Genomic DNA, 12,742 nt, shown 5'->3' on the forward strand with positions numbered 1-12,742 from the left:
CTTAAATATTGGAAGAAAGGTAGTCGGAGAGGCCGCCTTTAGCGGGAATCCGATAGAGAGGTTCGTAGTTAACCCAGTACGGGTCAAAGCGTACAAAGCTAATTCTAGATGCAATATTTGCGTACAGAATTAGTAACTATGCAGTGCGCTACTATCATGATGGTAAAGGCCTAGTTTTTCCCGACTGCGATCAACCTAATTGGACGGAATTTCTCGATCAAGGTTTTTGTATGGCGGCTTGTTATCAAACCTCCGATACAAGTGTTAATAGTAGGGCAATGCGGCGACTGGTAGCAACCTACGGGATGCTTTCCTATTTTTTATCCGTCTCGATTATTGCTATTATTTTTGGAATGATTGGTAATTTACTCTGAGCAAAAAAGATATTTTATTAGGGAAGTTATGGTTCATCAGAAAATTAATCTCGATCGCCTCAGTCCGGAAGAGGCACTAATTACCCCCACCTATGCTTCCCGCGCTCTGACTTCCGCCGTACCTAAATACGAGATTCCCGAGGGAGAAATGCCGCCGGCGGTGGCGTACAATTTAATTCGCGATGAACTTGCCCTTGATGGTAATTCTCGCCTGAATCTGGCTACTTTTGTCACCACTTGGATGGAACCGGAAGCCAAACAATTAATGGCAGAAACCTTCGATAAAAACATGATCGACAAGGATGAATACCCACAAACCGCCGAAATTGAATTGCGTTGTGTGAATATGATCGCTAGACTCTGGAATGCTCCCGAAAGCGAAGCGGCAACCGGTTGTTCTACCATTGGTTCCAGTGAAGCGGCGATGTTGGGAGGCATAGCTTTAAAATGGCAGTGGCGCAAACGCCGACAAAAAGAGGGTAAACCCACCGATAAACCTAATTTAGTCATGGGCATTAATGTGCAGGTTTGTTGGCAAAAATTCTGTCGTTATTGGGAGGTAGAACCGCGTTTTGTGCCGATCGAAGGGAATCGTTTTCATCTCGATGCGACCGAGGCAATTAAACTAATTGATGAGAATACGATCGGGGTAATTGCCATTATGGGTAGTACCTTTGATGGTAGTTACGAACCCGTCCAAGAAATTAATGATGCCCTAGAAAAATTGAACAGAGAAACTGGCTGGCAAGTTCCCCTGCACGTCGATGGTGCTAGTGGTGGTTTTATTGCTCCTTTTCTTGATCCCGATTTAGTCTGGGATTTTCGCCTCAAATGGGTTAAATCGATTAATGCTTCTGGGCATAAATACGGTTTAGTCTATCCCGGTGTCGGTTGGATTATCTGGCGAGATCGGCAAGAATTGCCAGAAGAATTAATTTTTCATTGTAATTATTTAGGCGGTGATCTGCCTAATTTTGCTCTGAATTTTTCTCGTCCCGGCAATCAAGTAGTCGCCCAATATTATAATTTTTTACGCTTGGGTAAAGAGGGTTATCGACAAATTCATCAAGCCTGTCGAGATACGGCCTTGTATTTATCGGGGGAAATCGCTAAGATGGGGCCGTTTGAATTGATTACCGACGGTAGCACTATTCCAGTTTTTGCTTGGAAATTAAAGGAGACAATTAGCGATCAAACTAATTATAGTTTATTCGATTTAGCCGATAAATTGCGCGAGCGGGGTTGGTTAGTTCCTGCCTATACAATGCCCAAAAATCGCCAAGATTTAACCGTGCAGCGCGTGGTGATCAAGGAGGGATTTAGTCGCGATATGGCGGATCTGTTGTTGCGGGATCTTCGGTCAGCGATCGCCTTTTTTAAATCTCAGTCTCATTATCAGTCAAAATTATCTGGTTCCCATTTTCATCACTAAAAGATGTTGAGGAAAAACTCGCTTAAATTTCCTAAATATTGGCAACCCTTACAAAGTTTTGGTGTTGCCAGTTTTTCCACTCCTGTCTCAACTTAGGATCTCTGCACCTCATCGAGAACAGTAATGCCTAAATCTTACCCGAATACACCCAAAAAAATCTGACTTAATCCTATGAAATTTGTACCATTTGTCGATATTAATCAAAGATATTTAATGCTAACTACACCATCTAGAGCTAGAGGATGGATGAAAAAAATTGGGCATACTTTGGTAATATTTGTTGTAGTTTTACTACTGACTCTCACCTCTCCTCTTTTGGGAATAGCTCAAAATCCGACACAACCGGAAAACAAAATTGACGGCTTTCCAGTTATGTTAGATGGAAAACCCCTCTTTTTTATCCGACGGGGAGTTTCTTCATTTTCGGCGGAGGAGAGAGCTAACGCTATTACCCGGAGAATTGAAAGAATTGCTCAAAATGATTCTATTCCTATTGAGAACCTGACAATTGAGCAGATTCCTGATGATAACTCACTTTATTTAAGTGTAGATCAAGAAGTAATTCTAACGGTGACGAAGCAAGATGCAAAAGCCTATCGTTCAACACCGGAGCTTTTAGCTCAACAAGCTTTACAAAAAATTCAGGTCGCTATCGCTCAATATCGCCAAGATCGAAAACCCGAACAACTACTTAAGAATATCATTTATACGGTTATATCCACCTTTGCTTTCTTGATTATTAGCTTTGCAGTTATCAAAATTTCAGGGAAGCTATTTCCCTTCATTAGACGTTTGATTGAATCCTTAACACCGGGCATTCAAATCGGGAATGTTGAGATCATATCTTCCTCTAAAATCAGCTTTTTTTGGTTGCGATTTCTTCGGATAATTCGCTTATTTTTTCTGTTTTTATTATTATTTAATTATGCCACATTTGTACTTCGTTTATTCCCCTGGACAAGAGTTTTTGGCGAGAGTATTTTAGGTTATTTTTATCAATCATTAGAACTGGTTTTATCGTCCATTGGTCAATATCTTCCCAATGCCTTTATTATTGCGATAATCATTTTTATAACCTACTACTTAATCCGGCTAATCAAGCCATTTTTTACGGCAATAGAAAGAGGAAATCTGGTTATTCCTGGTTTTTATACTGATTGGGCTAAACCGACTTACAATATCCTATTAGTCATAATTATTGCCATAGCAGCAATAGTGGCTTTTCCCTATTTGCCCGGTTTTGATTCCCCTGCTTTCCGAGGTGTTTCTGTTTTTCTCGGTCTTCTTTTATCCCTTGGTTCTACTTCGGCTATTGCCAATGTTATCGGGGGAATTATTCTTATCTATACCCGTGCCTTTCGCATCGGAGATCACATTCAGGTAGGAGAGGTAATTGGCGATCTAATTGAAAAAAACTTCCTAGTCATTCGCATTTGCACTCCCACTAATAAAATTATTACTATTCCTAACTCATCTTTATTAAGTAGTAATGTGATTAACTTTAGTATTTCCTCACGGGAATTAAACAGAAATCTAATTATTCAGACAACGATTACCCTAGGGTACGATCTGCCCTGGCGAAAAGCCCACACAACCTTAATTGAAGCTGCTCTAGAAACTGTGCATATTCTCAAGGAACCCGCACCTTTTGTCCTGCAAACTAGCCTAGATAATTTTTACATCAGTTATCAATTAAATGCTTACACTAACCAACCCAATTTGATGGTAATAATTTATTCAGAACTCCATCAGAATATTCAAGACAAGTGTAATGAAGCCGGGATTGAGATTCTCTCTCCCAGTTACACTTCCCTACGAGATGGAAATACAACAACTATCCCCGAAAATTATTTACCTTCCGATTATGTCGCGCCTCCCTTTCGCGTTCAATCTTCAGACAATCAAGAAAACAACACATTATGATAGTAAATCCGTTTTTAAGCCCTCACTTTGGGCGGATTATTAATATAATGTTAATTGAGCTTAGAAGGAGATAAATCGATGACGGCATCCTATGAGCAAGACTTTGGACTTTGGGCCGAACAAATGGCCGATTTATTAGCTTCTGGTCGGTTTTCCGAGTTAGATATTGAGAATTTAGTCGAAGAGGTGCGGGATTTGTCGAAACGGGAGCGCGATCGCTTACTTGCTAGTCTCAGATTAATTTTGCATCATTTATTAAAGTGGGACTATCAACCTCAACGGCGATCCAGGGGTTGGTTGGGAACTATTCAGCGAGAAAGAGCTAATATTAGGCTTTATTTGGACGATAGCCCCAGTTTAAGGCGATATTTAACCGATGAAAGCCTATTTAAACTCTATGCTGTTGCTTGTTCCGATGCTTTTAGAGAGACGGGATTAGAGTTTCCCCCCATTTGTCCCTACGGTATTGAGGATATTTTAAATCGTTCTCTTCATTTGTCGGAACGATAGACGAATCTCCTCACCTAACGACTGTATCTTATAATACATTGTGCCTACCAAAACCAGCCGAAACCCCTAGTCATTTTCTTCTTCTCTATTTTCAATATTTATTGCTGACATTTCTGAAGGCAAAGGAGTTGCTAAACGAATATTAACATCAATCATCAATTGATTTTTTTCAATCTTTATATTCGCTCTTTTCACAACAATGAAAGCAGAAATAGAATCACTGGCATCGTATTCAAGAGAAAAATCTTTTTTATAACCAGCATCCTCTAACCATTCAGCAATATTACGCCAATTCTCTACCTTGCCATTATTATTACCCACCAGTTCTTTAACGTATTGATAGAGCGTAGTGCATAAATCTACCTCAACTCCTTTACGACTCTTCTTGAGTTTTTCAGCAATTTCTGTGGGACTATAACCGCAGAGTAATCCTTGTAAATGTTTTTTTTCAGTAGGAGTCAGTCGCTTTCCCTTAACAGAAGCAAGATCAAGATAAAGAGTTTCTAAGTCCCATTGACTCATAGCTCGGGAAAAAGGGTCATTATTGGTATCCATAAATTTTTGCCTAAAAATTTCCTAGTCAGATTCTAGCATAATTCCTAGTGTTGACTAATTGAATGATGTAGAACTATAACTTATTGTAAATGATTAGTAAACAACCACTTTTTAATTGAGGTAATTAAATATGCCTAGTTATACTCCTCCTACCAGTTATACTGGTACTAAAAATGGCGATAGAATCTACGGATCTGCTCAAAATGATTATATTTTTGGGGCTGGTGGGGATGATAAATTATATGGCGGTCGTGGAAATGATACTCTTGCGGGAGGTGAAGGAAATGACTATCTTGATGGAGGCGATGGTGACGATATTTTGCAAGGATCAGACACTCTTAATTATTACTACGGCATCCCCGGTCTAACTGTCCCAGAATATGATACTTTAGTTGGAGGTGCGGGTCGTGATACATTTGTAATTGGGAATGATCGAGGTAATCTTAATATGGGACCAGGTTATGCAGTAATAGCTGATTTTACCTCTTTTGTTGATCGCATTCAAGTTAAAGTAAGTGGAGTATCTATTACTCTTAAAAAACAAAATATGGTTGGAGGAGGTGCTTCAGATACACTTATTTATAATGGTACAGATTTGATAGCAGTTGTTCAAGATAATAGTAGTTTGCAATTAAATAGTAGTTATTTTAACTTTGTTTAATGCAACTATCAGATTTTGTAGGGTGCGTTAGGTGGCCACCAATTCTGTTAAAAAACCAAAATTAACAATCCGCACCCCACGCAGCAAATTTATTATTAAATTGGTGCGTTACGCTTTCGCACTTTACACCCTAAGAGTGGTACGAAGTTGAAGGGTGATCGTTCTTGTCGGTGGGGTGGAGTGCGATCTCTGTCATCGAATAAGATATAATTGGGAAGGTAAAAATAGTTAAAGCATTATGAGTTACCAAAACATTATTACCATTGAACCTGGAAAACGCAGCGGAAAACCCTGCATTCGAGGAATGCGTATAACTGTGTACGATATTCTAGAATATTTAGCAGCAGGAATGACAGAAGCAGAAATTCTTGAGGATTTTTCAGAATTAACTTCCGAGGATATCAAAGCTTGTTTGGCCTTTGCTGCTGATCGAGAGAAAAAATTATTTATCACCTCTTTATGAAACTGTTATTAGATGAAAATTTGTCAGATCGGATTATTGATAAAATAATTGATTTATATTCTGATTCTCAGCACGTCAAGACTTTAGGACTGATCAATACTGATGATGCACTTATCTGGGAATTTGCCAAATTCAACGATTTTGTAATTGTCTCTAAAGATGCCGATTGGCTCTTCTGGTTTCTGTGTGGAAACGAGGTCTATACTGATAGTTTCTTCGACAAAATAGTCCTAAAAGTGTTGCCCGATAAGCATTTCACGATTCCATAAGCAAAAATTATCACACAAAGTCGAGAAGAGCCGCCGATTTTCATCAGCGCAGTCTATTATATGGTCATCCACCAAAATTTATCTATCTTCGTATTGGCAATAGTCCCACTGCAAAGATTATCGAAATTTTAAGAGTTTATTTTTTAATTATTGTTGAATTTTTTGATAGTGAAACAGAAAGTCTGTTGATATTAAGTTGAGTGTGATCGCTGATCTTGTAGGGTGCTTTAGGTGGCGATAACTTCTGTTAAAAAACTCAAATTAACAATCTGCGCCCAACGCACCAATCTTTATCATTAAATTAGTCCGTTACGCTTTCGCGCTTCGCACCCTACGATTTATGTTTTTGTTTGAGCGTGATCGTTTATAATCAAAATATCATTATTTTAGAGTAAAAGAAAAATGCGTAAACAGACCATTCAATATACATCATCTTTAGATGCTTTGATTGCTGTTGCCAAGCGACTTAGCGTCTATGAGAACCAACATAAAATGGATTCCGAAGATTTTTATAACGAATACAATCAGGGAATATTGTCAGATGATATAATATTTATAGAATGGGCAAACGATTATCGTCATTACCTTGCTTTGCGTCAAGAATTAGAACAAAGATTAAATCATGCTGCTTAAACTTTTATCTGATTACCTCAATCAAGTAGAGCAAGCAATTGTGCAGTGTGAAAATGCTTATGTAGAACCTTATCAAGAAGAAATACTGACATCACAAAGAGCTAATTTAAGAATTGGGTTGCGTTTCAAGCAGATCCATTTATTAGAAATAAACGAAGCTATAGTAATCACAGACAATTACTTAGAATTCCTAGATTATCGTTACCATTTCCAAGATGAAAAAACAACCTAGTTTTTCGCTATGATAGTACCCCTCACTTTCCCAATATTTCTACTTTTCCCCATCACAAGCATTTACCAAACGATGTAATTAGTTGTCACAAACCTGAAATTACTCAAGTCTTAAAAGAAGCAACAGAGTTATTGAGGTAAATAAAACGTATTTAATGCGATCGCTGATCTGGTAGATTGCGTTGGGCGGCAATCCCAAAAGTAGGGGCGCAAAGAACTTGCACCCTCTGGATATCACGGTAATTCCCCTGACGGTGGCTTCTAGCGGAACATTGCCCGCAGGGAACTGGAGAGTTGATTGGCTACCCGTGCGGCCACCAATCCCGAAAGGGCAGCAACCACCACTGTAGCAAGGCAGGTTAGCTGCGCTGCCGCCGGGCCACCCACTCCCAGCACCATCGTCACGGCGGTCAGAGGTAGGCGATAGCCGCCAGCAATACCGGCCGCTGCCCCCGCCGCACCCGCCAGATCCCCCGAAATTTCAAAGGTGGTGGCGAACACCCGGCCAGTGAGGTCGCCGATCGCCAGAAAAGGGACAAACACGCCGCCACAGCCCCCAGCTAAAACCGCAGCGGTGGTGGCCGCAGCCCGGAGCAGAGCTACTGCCAACAGGTGGTAAGGAGTTGTTTCAGTGTTTTCGGCCCAGAGGATAGCGGCTCCCCCTGGTCCAAAAGCCGCTGCCGGAGTCGCCACCTGTCCGATCACGATCGCCAAGAACAGCATCATCAGGCCACCAATGAGGAGACGAGTGCCAGGCCTGTCCCGCAAGCCTCTGGCCCAGTAGATCGCCTCACCGGTGAGGGCTGTAATCGTGCCAGCGATCGCTCCGATCAACAAAGTGGCAGCCACCGCATCCCCGAAGTCAGTCGGGGCAACCTGCGGCACCACCAGCCGGATCAGTTGCAGCTTAAAGGCAGCGTTGACCCCCCATCCCACCAGTCCCCCGGCTAACATCGCCGCCACTCGCTCCGGGGTGATCGGAACCTGACGTCGCTGACTCAACTCAAACATAAAAAAGCTGCCCACCAGAGGGATTCCCATCAGGGCAGAAACACTTGCCGCACCGCCACCGATGGCCAGGGGCCGCACCAGTTGACCTAGGGCTGGATTTATGGTACCCAACCAAGTTCCCGTCGCCACGCCAATATGAGCCGCCGGTGATTCCGTTCCCATGGGCGCACCCAGCCCAACAGTGGAGAGGATGGCTAGGGCCCGCAACGGTGCTAGATTCCAAGGGAAGCGCTCTTCGGCACCGGATGCGTTCACCACGTCACCGGTCAGATCGGCGCGAGCAATGTCATGGGGGAAGGAGTACCAGGCCATGAGAGAACCCCAGCGGCCAGAGGCAGTCGCCCCGCGGGGAGCTAAGATCTGCACAGGTTGGCCCCTACCCAGTCCAAACAGGACTAGCACTGCTAAGGTAACGCCCACCAGAGGCAGCAGCAGTAGCCAGACGTTGCCTAGGTTAGAGGCAATTCTGAGGGTTTGCTTAATTGCCTCAGTCAGCAGTACCGCGGCCAGAGAACCGATCAAACCGCCGAGCAGACCAGCAACAGCCCATGGGCCTACCCTGGTTAAGAGAAGTTGTAGTTTGTTATTTAGCATCGCGCAAGGAAAGTTAAGTTTTTATTGTTCTGATAGCAAGTCCATTTGAGTAGTCAAGCAAAACACCCTGAAAGTTTTCACTATATACTAAGTCCTTTCGATGGGACGGTTCTCCGCAGACTCCCCCTCAACAGGAGAATTAATTGCCGGATTCTCTTGTCTCGTGCCAAGGTTCCATCTTGCAATGGGAAAAGTGAGCATCTTCCTTCCTTCCCCGTGTTACAAGGGAAATCCTTGCAACGAGATATCTGTAAATATCTCTTGCCGATTGCCTATTCCAACCAAGAAATTAATTTTGCACGACTACCTAATAGTGACGTGGAGTATAAACCCACTGCTTGGTTTTACCCTGCTCAATCAGGCGAGTTTTACTAGATCCAATCAAAATTATGGTTCGCATATCCGCATCGTTAATAGTCATATCCCCTAGGAATTTCACCGTCACTGTTTCCCCTTTTCGTCCTAAATTACGCGCTAATACCACGGGAGTTTGCGGCGATCGCCATTGTAATAAAATCTCTTTTGCCTTCTCTAATTGCCAAGTGCGCTCTTGAGACACAGGATTATAAAATGCGATCGCTAAATCTGCCCGGGCTGCTAACTCAATACGCTGAGAAATCACCTGCCAAGATTTGAGAATATCTGATAGGGAAATCGCACAAAAATCATGGCCTAAAGGTGCGCCAACCCTCGCAGCCGCCGCCTGCATGGCCGAAATCCCCGGACAGACCTGAATGGCGATCGCATCCCATGCCGGTTTTGCTTTTTTTTCTAATACCTCAAACACGGCTGCAGCCATGGCATAAATGCCAGGATCTCCAGAGGAAACTAAGACAACCGATCGCCCCTTAGCCGCTAAATCTAAGGCCATTTCTGCGCGATCGAGTTCCACCCGATTATCCGATTCATGGCGGACAATTTCTTGTTTTCTCAGAGATTCTACCAAATCCAAATAGGTTTTATAACCCACCCAATCTGTGGCTTTTTCCAACACTTCTCGAACTTCCGGCGACATCCAATTTAGCGCACCCGGTCCAGTTCCAACTATGGCTAATTTACCTTGACTTTCCTGCTCTAAATCTCCCAGTAGTAAACCAGATTTTTCCTTAATTTGCGGGCTTTCCTCCCACAGATAAACTAAACAGTCACTGCTAGGTTTTGCCAAGTTTAAGTTACTTTTATCGATAATCTCAATGCTCAATTTTGCAGCTGATGAAATTGGTAAATTACTATTTTTTAACCAGTCCGCTTCACCGATTAATTTTACTTTTTCACCGGCTAATAAATCGGCAAGAAACTTCTTAGCATCATCGGGATTAACTAACTGATAACCCAGTGGTGGCGATAATAAAGTCGTTTTAAATCTAATATCACCAGTGGTGGTAATTGCGGGGGAAATTTGCAAAACCGAGGCAATTTGACGAGCGAGATCATTAACGCCTTGTAAACCCCCCAACAAAGGCACTACGGCGCTGCCATCTTCTGCGATTGCTAATACAGGCGGTTCTTGCCATTTATTAGTTAATAAAGGTGCTAAAGTGCGAATTAAAATACCCGCCGCACAAATGCCAATAATTGGCGTTCCCGTCTGGAAAAATTCTCGCACCGTTTCGCCAAAATTAGTATAGGTAAAATCAGCCGAATGGGTACGATCTATTAACCCATAAATTATTGCTTCCGGTAGGGCCATTTGCACTTGACGAGCAACGGGGATACTGGTTTCTCCTAAAATGAGAATAGCTGGAGGTTTCATTTAGCTTCCCCCGACTGCGCTGCAGTTAACTTTTGGATAAATTCTTGATGTTCTACCGAGTTAATTCCAGCTTTTAAGATGTCTAACACCCGTGACATATTGCCGTTGAGCATGGCTGAAATATCTAACCACAAACCCGGAAATACTAGAGAGCAAATCACCCCTTGTTGGTTGGGTAACAAAGAAATATAATCGCCATTTTCTAAACTAAACCAATCAATTTTTTGATCAAATACCTGCCAAACAAGGTATTCTTGAATACCACTGCGTCGATAAGCACGTTTTTTATCACCTAAATCTATGGCGGCACTACTAGCGGCAATTTCTACCACTAATTCCGGCGATCCTTCTAGGTATCCCTCTACACTTAGGGTTGATTTTCCCCCGCTTTCTTGACTGATTAATAACACCCCATCCGGCTGTAGTTCGTTGTCTATATCCAAGCGGACTGTTGGCTCAATACCCATTTTTACTTGGGGGGTAGCAACTTTGTATGTCCATAGCCAACCAACAAGATTGCCGTGGGGTTCAGCATGAAATTTAAACCTTAATGGGGATGCCATATACACAACTCCTTCGATAAGTTCGGCTTTTTTTAATCCTGGCATAGCTTGATAACGGCGCTCGAATTCGGGACGAATTAAGCGGTCCCCATTTTCTAAAGGGGGTAAATGTTGAGTGGTTACAGTCTGAGAAGTTAAGGATTTAACTGGGGAAGAAGTCATGGTGGCAGTCTTTGGGAACAAAACAGCATTGATTTTATTATATAGCGTTTCCTAAGCTAGTGAGGTACACCTGTTTTTCTTCCCCTTTGCCTTTTGCCTTTTGCCTCTTGCCTTTTGCCTAAAACCCATAACTTTTGTACCTCAGCAGACTGAAAAACGCTATAGATTGTTTCATTGGACTTCTTGAGGGATTTAACTTTTAACTGAAATTTCGCCGGAAGTCCTGAGCTTTTAGCGATGGTATGAATGGCGACCAACAGATAGACAATTACCCAAAACTATACCATTTATCTTAGTGATGAGGTACAAAATTTTCCTTTTAGTAAGTCGGTAGTCGATACCAAATTAGGTTACACTTCATCTAGTTATGAGAAATGCTGTCATAACTGATACAGCGAGCCTAAATGAAAGGTAAACGTCCTCTTCTAGAGCCTACCCATTCACGAATAACCGATAACTGATAATGTTGGTTCCCCTTACCCGTCAATCGATCGAGCAAATTGTCCCGATTATCGCCACAGGTCCCCAGTACGCTCACTATTGGGGTAAATGGTCCGATTTTCTGCGCCGTTTATTTATTTCTATCATCGCTCTCACCGCAGCTTGGTTAATCGGTAATTTATTCGGTCCCGGTGGTTTAACAATTAAACTGATATTCGACATTATCGCCGGTTTATATTGGCTCTGGGGTCCGGTTTACTGGGCCAGTGTTCGCAATAATACCTATCGTCGTCTTCCCTACGGGGGGTTTTGGCGCGGTCGCGTTTTCGATGCTTTTGTTACCGAGGAATTAATCGGGGAAGAAGAAAGGGTCAATAAACGCGGGGAATTAGAGATTATCGAAAATCGCCAACGCTGTATTAATCTAGAAATCGGTGATCAAACTGGCTTTTCGGCGATCGTTCGCGCTCCCCTCAAACGCATCCATAAATCGATCCGTCCCGGGATGGTGGCCGAAGCTTTGTTAATGTCTCAGGACCCCGATTTAGGGGATATCAATCAACTTTCTGATGTCCATCTTCCCCAACTCGACCAGTGGATAGGGGAATATCCTGTGCTGCGACGGGATATTTTTCAGCAAGTTAGTCGCGAATTAGGAGGGGGAAAAGAACCCCGGCCAAAGCCTTCTCGTTATTCTAATAATGTCATCCGAAGACGCAAAACCCGTTAATTGTTCGGCGATCCCGGGGTTGGTTGGGAAGTATTCAAGGAGAAAGAGCTAATATTAGGCTTTATTTGGACAATAACCCTAGTTTAAAGCGATATTTAACCGATGAAAGCTTATTTAACCTCAGTTCGGGATAATCTAAAACCCTGATGCTACCGTAGCCTGAAACTCCTATTCTTTCGTGGAAGCTATGGCAAAATTCCCTTAAACTGAACTGGCGTTTATTAGATAAACTGCGCTATTTACAGAGTTTCATGTGTCAACATATTAGCTATGTCCACTGGTTCCGGAAGATTGTCTATAGCAATTCTCTGACTTATGAGGTACAGTAGCAACAGTGAGTAAACCAATTGCGAATATCTTTTTGAGTAACTTCTAACATAGCCAATTCAATCCCTTCTATTAAGTCTTTGTAAGTTCTCGCCTTCAGTTTTCTTAAC

The 12,742-nt window shown here is 42.4% G+C and carries 15 protein-coding genes and 3 pseudogenes; 13 read left to right on the forward strand and 5 right to left on the reverse strand.

From position 1 onward, the window contains the following. The first annotated feature begins 143 nt into the window (after positions 1 to 143). From IM496_RS14430 to IM496_RS14445, 4 genes are all read left to right on the forward strand, one after another. Positions 144 to 374, forward strand: a complete 231-nt coding sequence (locus IM496_RS14430) for a DUF1345 domain-containing protein (protein WP_238142095.1) — start codon at positions 144 to 146, stop codon at positions 372 to 374. A 28-nt stretch (positions 375 to 402) separates the two neighbouring features. After that, positions 403 to 1,806, forward strand: a complete 1,404-nt coding sequence (gene gad, locus IM496_RS14435) for a glutamate decarboxylase (RefSeq protein WP_194015213.1) — start codon at positions 403 to 405, stop codon at positions 1,804 to 1,806. Positions 1,807 to 1,977: 171 nt separating this feature from the next. Next, positions 1,978 to 3,729, forward strand: coding sequence for a mechanosensitive ion channel family protein (locus tag IM496_RS14440; RefSeq protein ID WP_287662327.1), 1,752 nt, complete (start codon positions 1,978 to 1,980; stop codon positions 3,727 to 3,729). A gap of 78 nt (positions 3,730 to 3,807) precedes the next feature. Then, positions 3,808 to 4,239, forward strand: a complete 432-nt coding sequence (locus IM496_RS14445) for a DUF29 domain-containing protein (protein WP_194015217.1) — start codon at positions 3,808 to 3,810, stop codon at positions 4,237 to 4,239. 66 nt (positions 4,240 to 4,305) lie between these two features. On the opposite strand, the gene IM496_RS14450 is transcribed toward IM496_RS14445, so the two are convergent. Continuing rightward, positions 4,306 to 4,794, reverse strand: coding sequence for a helix-turn-helix transcriptional regulator (locus tag IM496_RS14450; protein WP_194015219.1), 489 nt, complete (start codon positions 4,792 to 4,794; stop codon positions 4,306 to 4,308). A 130-nt stretch (positions 4,795 to 4,924) separates the two neighbouring features. Between IM496_RS14450 and IM496_RS14455 the strand changes: the two genes are divergently transcribed. The 7 genes and pseudogenes from IM496_RS14455 to IM496_RS14480 all read left to right on the forward strand — a co-directional run bounded on the left by IM496_RS14455 (position 4,925) and on the right by IM496_RS14480 (position 7,192). Then, positions 4,925 to 5,455 carry a hemolysin gene (locus IM496_RS14455; protein ID WP_287662328.1) on the forward strand — a complete coding sequence of 177 codons (531 nt, stop codon included), beginning with the start codon at positions 4,925 to 4,927 and terminating at the stop codon, positions 5,453 to 5,455. A 238-nt stretch (positions 5,456 to 5,693) separates the two neighbouring features. Next, positions 5,694 to 5,918 carry a DUF433 domain-containing protein gene (locus IM496_RS14460; RefSeq protein ID WP_002745983.1) on the forward strand — a complete coding sequence of 75 codons (225 nt, stop codon included), beginning with the start codon at positions 5,694 to 5,696 and terminating at the stop codon, positions 5,916 to 5,918. Further along, entirely contained in the window at positions 5,915 to 6,187 is a 273-nt protein-coding gene (locus IM496_RS14465) for a DUF5615 family PIN-like protein (protein ID WP_228009584.1), read from the forward strand. Before IM496_RS14460 ends, IM496_RS14465 begins: the two co-directional genes overlap by 4 nt. Before the next feature lie 32 nt (positions 6,188 to 6,219). After that, positions 6,220 to 6,387: pseudogene (locus IM496_RS22735) on the forward strand (DUF5615 family PIN-like protein); the annotation flags it as partial. A gap of 202 nt (positions 6,388 to 6,589) precedes the next feature. Continuing rightward, a complete protein-coding gene (gene tumA, locus IM496_RS14470; RefSeq protein WP_002804003.1) occupies positions 6,590 to 6,820 on the forward strand; it encodes an antitoxin TumA in 231 nt (76 codons plus the stop codon). After that, complete coding sequence (tumE, locus tag IM496_RS14475; protein WP_287662330.1) at positions 6,810 to 7,052, forward strand: toxin TumE; 243 nt, start codon at positions 6,810 to 6,812, stop codon at positions 7,050 to 7,052. Before tumA ends, tumE begins: the two co-directional genes overlap by 11 nt. Before the next feature lie 35 nt (positions 7,053 to 7,087). Beyond that, positions 7,088 to 7,192, forward strand: a complete 105-nt coding sequence (locus IM496_RS14480) for a hypothetical protein (protein WP_287662337.1) — start codon at positions 7,088 to 7,090, stop codon at positions 7,190 to 7,192. A 120-nt stretch (positions 7,193 to 7,312) separates the two neighbouring features. On the opposite strand, the gene IM496_RS14485 is transcribed toward IM496_RS14480, so the two are convergent. The 3 genes from IM496_RS14485 to IM496_RS14495 all read right to left on the reverse strand — a co-directional run bounded on the left by IM496_RS14485 (position 7,313) and on the right by IM496_RS14495 (position 11,134). Continuing rightward, a complete protein-coding gene (locus IM496_RS14485) occupies positions 7,313 to 8,656 on the reverse strand; it encodes a chloride channel protein (RefSeq protein WP_287662333.1) in 1,344 nt (447 codons plus the stop codon). Positions 8,657 to 8,963: 307 nt separating this feature from the next. After that, positions 8,964 to 10,409, reverse strand: a complete 1,446-nt coding sequence (cobJ, locus tag IM496_RS14490; RefSeq protein WP_287662334.1) for a precorrin-3B C(17)-methyltransferase — start codon at positions 10,407 to 10,409, stop codon at positions 8,964 to 8,966. Further along, positions 10,406 to 11,134 carry a Uma2 family endonuclease gene (locus IM496_RS14495; RefSeq protein WP_287662335.1) on the reverse strand — a complete coding sequence of 243 codons (729 nt, stop codon included), beginning with the start codon at positions 11,132 to 11,134 and terminating at the stop codon, positions 10,406 to 10,408. The genes cobJ and IM496_RS14495 overlap by 4 nt, the downstream gene beginning before the upstream one ends. A gap of 463 nt (positions 11,135 to 11,597) precedes the next feature. On the opposite strand from IM496_RS14495, the gene IM496_RS14500 reads away from it, so the two are divergent. Further along, positions 11,598 to 12,305 carry a DUF8619 family protein gene (locus IM496_RS14500; protein ID WP_002803997.1) on the forward strand — a complete coding sequence of 236 codons (708 nt, stop codon included), beginning with the start codon at positions 11,598 to 11,600 and terminating at the stop codon, positions 12,303 to 12,305. Between the two features lie 5 nt (positions 12,306 to 12,310). Beyond that, a pseudogene (locus IM496_RS22450) lies at positions 12,311 to 12,427 on the forward strand (DUF29 family protein); the annotation flags it as partial. Positions 12,428 to 12,618: 191 nt separating this feature from the next. On the opposite strand, the pseudogene IM496_RS14505 reads toward IM496_RS22450, so the two are convergent. Then, positions 12,619 to 12,742: pseudogene (locus IM496_RS14505) on the reverse strand (IS630-like element ISMae26 family transposase); the annotation flags it as partial.

Origin of the sequence: Microcystis sp. M049S2 (assembly GCF_020245625.1) — a bacterium.
GTDB lineage: Bacteria > Cyanobacteriota > Cyanobacteriia > Cyanobacteriales > Microcystaceae > Microcystis > Microcystis ichthyoblabe_A.

What these genes read in the sequence shown, in the direction of transcription:
- IM496_RS14450 (WP_194015219.1), bottom strand. Translation starts at nt 4,794, where the DNA reads ATGGATACCAATAATGACCCTTTTTCCCGAGCTATGAGTCAATGGGAC.
- IM496_RS14460 (WP_002745983.1), top strand. Translation starts at nt 5,694, where the DNA reads ATGAGTTACCAAAACATTATTACCATTGAACCTGGAAAACGCAGCGGA.
- IM496_RS14485 (WP_287662333.1), bottom strand. Translation starts at nt 8,656, where the DNA reads ATGCTAAATAACAAACTACAACTTCTCTTAACCAGGGTAGGCCCATGG.
- IM496_RS14455 (WP_287662328.1), top strand. Translation starts at nt 4,925, where the DNA reads ATGCCTAGTTATACTCCTCCTACCAGTTATACTGGTACTAAAAATGGC.
- gad (WP_194015213.1), top strand. Translation starts at nt 403, where the DNA reads ATGGTTCATCAGAAAATTAATCTCGATCGCCTCAGTCCGGAAGAGGCA.
- IM496_RS14495 (WP_287662335.1), bottom strand. Translation starts at nt 11,134, where the DNA reads ATGACTTCTTCCCCAGTTAAATCCTTAACTTCTCAGACTGTAACCACT.
- IM496_RS14440 (WP_287662327.1), top strand. Translation starts at nt 1,978, where the DNA reads ATGAAATTTGTACCATTTGTCGATATTAATCAAAGATATTTAATGCTA.
- IM496_RS14500 (WP_002803997.1), top strand. Translation starts at nt 11,598, where the DNA reads ATGTTGGTTCCCCTTACCCGTCAATCGATCGAGCAAATTGTCCCGATT.
- IM496_RS14465 (WP_228009584.1), top strand. Translation starts at nt 5,915, where the DNA reads ATGAAACTGTTATTAGATGAAAATTTGTCAGATCGGATTATTGATAAA.
- IM496_RS14445 (WP_194015217.1), top strand. Translation starts at nt 3,808, where the DNA reads ATGACGGCATCCTATGAGCAAGACTTTGGACTTTGGGCCGAACAAATG.
- tumA (WP_002804003.1), top strand. Translation starts at nt 6,590, where the DNA reads ATGCGTAAACAGACCATTCAATATACATCATCTTTAGATGCTTTGATT.
- tumE (WP_287662330.1), top strand. Translation starts at nt 6,810, where the DNA reads ATGCTGCTTAAACTTTTATCTGATTACCTCAATCAAGTAGAGCAAGCA.
- cobJ (WP_287662334.1), bottom strand. Translation starts at nt 10,409, where the DNA reads ATGAAACCTCCAGCTATTCTCATTTTAGGAGAAACCAGTATCCCCGTT.